The organism is Komagataeibacter xylinus (assembly GCF_004302915.1).
Classification (GTDB): Bacteria; Pseudomonadota; Alphaproteobacteria; order Acetobacterales; family Acetobacteraceae; genus Komagataeibacter; species Komagataeibacter xylinus_C.
This window is the reverse complement of record NZ_QQBI01000077.1, coordinates 1-3,735: the sequence shown is the minus strand read 5'-3', so window position 1 is coordinate 3,735 and position 3,735 is coordinate 1. Positions and strand designations below refer to the sequence as shown.

Annotated in this window: 1 protein-coding gene and 2 pseudogenes; 2 read left to right on the top strand and 1 reads right to left on the bottom strand. The window is 61.0% G+C overall.

The window, feature by feature from the left end; genetic code table 11:
- Positions 1-77: 77 nt before the first annotated feature.
- Positions 78-2,567, bottom strand: a pseudogene (locus DV027_RS17030) (Tn3 family transposase); the annotation flags it as partial.
- Positions 2,568-2,692: 125 nt separating this feature from the next.
- On the opposite strand from DV027_RS17030, the gene DV027_RS17025 reads away from it, so the two are divergent.
- Positions 2,693-3,307, top strand: coding sequence for a recombinase family protein (locus DV027_RS17025; RefSeq protein ID WP_130732967.1), 615 nt, complete (start codon positions 2,693-2,695; stop codon positions 3,305-3,307).
- 27 nt (positions 3,308-3,334) lie between these two features.
- Positions 3,335-3,652, top strand: a pseudogene (locus DV027_RS17020) (transposase); the annotation flags it as partial.
- Positions 3,653-3,735 lie beyond the last annotated feature (83 nt).

The following is a 3,735-nucleotide window of genomic DNA, read 5'->3' as shown; positions in this document are numbered from 1 at the left end:
AATAACGACGTCGTTAACGACGGTAAGTTACCAGTCACAATCCTCAATCATAAGGCGGCCTCAAACGGCCGGTTACGATAGGAGGCAAGTTTGCGCAGGATCTGGCTTGGCGCGATGCTTCCGGCCGCGATGGTGGCAGCGATGCGCAGGATATCGAGCCAGTTGCGCTCGATCATGACCTGATTGATTTTTCCGCCGATCATGGCCCGCAGGTGGGCCGGGGCGGCCATGGGATTGACTGCATAGAGCCGTTTGGACGGCAGATCGCGAATGCGCGGAGCGAACCGATAGCCGAGAATGGCGCATGCGGCAAAGACGTGATCGGTGAAGCCGCCCGTATCAGCGAACTGCTCGCGGATATGGCGGCCGGCATCGTTCATAAGCAGGCCGTCGAGGATGTAAGGAGCTTCGCTCGCCGTCGCAGGGATCACCTGGGTCGCGAACGACGCATATTGGTCGGAGACGTGGGTATAAGCCTTCAGGCCCGAGGTATTGCCGTATTTCGCGTTGACCAGGTTCATGGCCTCGCCTTGTTCCGTGGCGGAGAAGAACTGGCCGTCGCTCGAGGCCGAGCTGCCCATGCCCCAAAACTGGGCCATTGGTAGCACTGCTTGCGCCTCGACCACCATGGCCAGCGCCCGGTCGTAGGCTTCGCCCTCGACATGCCACCGTCCAATGCGGATCAGTTCCCAGAAGGTGTGTGTGTTCGTCGCGTCGGCCATCTTGCGTAGGCCGAGGTTGATCCCTTCCGCAAGGATGACGTTCATCAGCCCGATCCGGTCGGCGCAGGGCGCTCCAGTGCGCAGATGCGTGAACGCTTCGGTGAAGCCGGTCACTGCATCCACCTCCAGCAAGAGATCGGTGATGCGCGTGGGCGGGATCTGCTTGTAGAGATCGAGTACCAGATCTTCGGCGCCGGTCGGCACGGCGGCTTCGAGCTTCTCGATATGCAGAACGCCGTTTTCGATCGAACCGCCGGGAATCGTACCCGTGCGTGCCGCACGGCCAAGCTCGCGCAACCGGATATCGAGACGAGCTTGGCGGTCCGCCAGCCATTCTTCCGGCCGCAATGGCACGGCGAGTCGACCGCTTTCCGCAACGGCTTGCGCCGGGACGAGTGCATGTTTCAGATCGCCATAGCGCCGGGATCTGGCCAGCCAGACATCCCCGGAGCGGAACGTATCGCGCAGATGGAACAGCACCGCGATCTCCCAGAGGCGGGTGTCGCCAATCGCCTGGGCACGAAGATGACGATGCCATTTCGAGCTAGGCCGAAGGAAGCCGATACGCGCGGCATCATTCACACCGGCGCGCAGGGCCGTCACCGCTTCCAGAAGCGGCAGCGCGACTGGCGCAGCCCGCAGATCGAGCAGGCGCAACATGCGAGGAGCGTACCGGCGGAAACGGTGATAGCCATCGAGCACATGATTGAGCGGATCGTCCGCCATGGTGGCGGTCAGTCGTGTTGCCATTGCAACAAGAGTTTTGAAACCGTCCCAACCCGATCCACGCGCAATGACGTCGTCCAGCGGCTGGCCGTCGTCCTGTGCATCGACCAGGGCTCCGCCAATTTCGGCGAAGGATTTCAAGGTGTCGCGCACCACGTTCGCCTCGTCGGCGACCTTCGCCTGGCAAATGCGCTCTGATGCACGGTAGAGCCTGCCGACGATCCGGTCGTGGGTTTCGACCACGGCGTCGGCGAGCATCGCCTGCCATTCCGACGCGCAAACGGCCAGAATAGCAAGCCGTCTGTCTTGCGGAAGATCGCGCATGCCATCTGCATAGTACAGTTCGCCCTGCCTACGCAGACGTGTCACGCGATGAGCAGGAACACCGGCCAGCAGATCCTCGGAGAAATCGATACGTTGCAGGTATTCGAGCCGGTCGAGCAGCCGGTTAGCCGACAAAGAGTTCGACCCAGGCTCGAATTGGCGCAACCACACGAAGCGAGTCACCCGGTCGTCAGCCGTCTCCTCGAGCAATGACAGCAACTGCTCCCGGATGGCCACGGACAGCCGGCTGGCGATCCTCGTCTCGATCCGCCGCTCAGCATCGACCAGGGCCTTGGCGCAAAGCCGCTCGATCGTCGATATTGCAGGAAGAACCATGCGGGTGCGTCGGCACTCAGCCACGAAGCGGCGGGCGATATCCTCGTTCGACACCGCCATCTCGGCTTCCCGAAACAGCCAGTCCTTTAGTTCGCGTGAGCCACGTCCGGAGAAGGTACGGAATCCGTAGAGCGCCCGCAACTCGGCAAGATGTTCGTGCCGCGTCTCTTCGCGGGCGGCATACTCAACCAGATCGTCAGCACGCAGGCCAATTTGCGCCCCGATAAATTCAACGACTTCCGCCGGGATCAGTTCGCCCGGAGCCAACACCCGGCCGGGATAGCGAAGGACGCACAATTGCAGAGCGAAGCCGAACCTGTTGTGAGCGCGCCGACGCTGCTTGATATGGCCGAGGTCTTCATCGCTCAGCGTGTAGTGCCTCAACAAATCCGTCTGGGAGGTTGGCAGGCGCAGCAGCGCGTCCTTCTGTCTATCGGTGAGCGTGACGCGGCGCGGCATTCATGTTCCTTTTTCAAAAACTGATAATGTTCAAGACGCTTTGTTTATGAAGCTGGTTAAGATACATTTCTAGCGAACAAATCTTTCGTGGTCAGCGCGCCGCCTCAAACCAACGTTTAAGAAACATGATGATCGGATACGCACGCATCTCAAAAGCCGATGGCTCGCAGTCCCTCGACCTACAGCACGACGACCTGCGCGCCGCCGGCGTCGAACAGGACAACATCTATGAGGATCGCGCCTCCGGCGGCCGCGATGATCGGCCCGGACTGGCCGCCTGCCTGAAATCCCTGCGCGACGGCGACGTGTTGGTGGTCTGGAAGCTAGACCGCCTCGGGCGGTCGCTTGCCCACCTGGTCAATACTATGAAGGATCTGTCGGATCGCAATATCGGCCTGCGGGTGCTGACCGGAAAGGGCGCTCAGATCGACACCACGACCGCATCCGGGCGCATGGTGTTCGGTATCTTCGCCACCCTGGCCGAGTTCGAGCGTGACCTGATCCGCGAACGGACTATGGCCGGCCTCGCCGCCGCAAGAGCGCGCGGTCGCAAAGGCGGCCGAAAATTCGCCCTGACCAAAGCACAGGTGCGTCTTGCTCAGGCCGCCATGGCGCAGCGCGACACTTCCGTTTCCGATCTGTGCAAGGAGCTCGGGATCCAGCGTGTCACTCTCTATCGATATGTCGGCCCAAAGGGCGAACTTAGGGACTACGGAAAGCGCGTCCTCGGCTTAGCGTAGGATTTCGCCCCCTCCCGCAAACGACCCCATGAACTGCCCCTGGCACCAGCCATGCTCGACAACCTTCCCGCCATTCCTCTGTGGGTAGTGGCGGACAAGGGCTACGCGTCGAATGCCTTTCGTGAACGGATATGGGATATGGGAGCCCGGCCCGCCATTCCTGCGAAACGACGCGATGGGCCGGTCGCCTGCCCAGAATGGGCCTATCGGTGTCGACATTTTGTCGAGAACCTCTGGGCTCGCCTCAAGGAGTGGGGTGCTGTCGCAACCAGATACGAAAAAACAGCAACGTCGTTCCTCGCGGTCATCCACATCGCTGCCGCAGCAGACTGGATCAAGCCCTAACAGGCCCTAGTGTCCTGATCGAGAAGTTTATATGATTATCCTGATGGCAGGGGTAATCGAATGGGACGTGTAGCGGTTGCGAT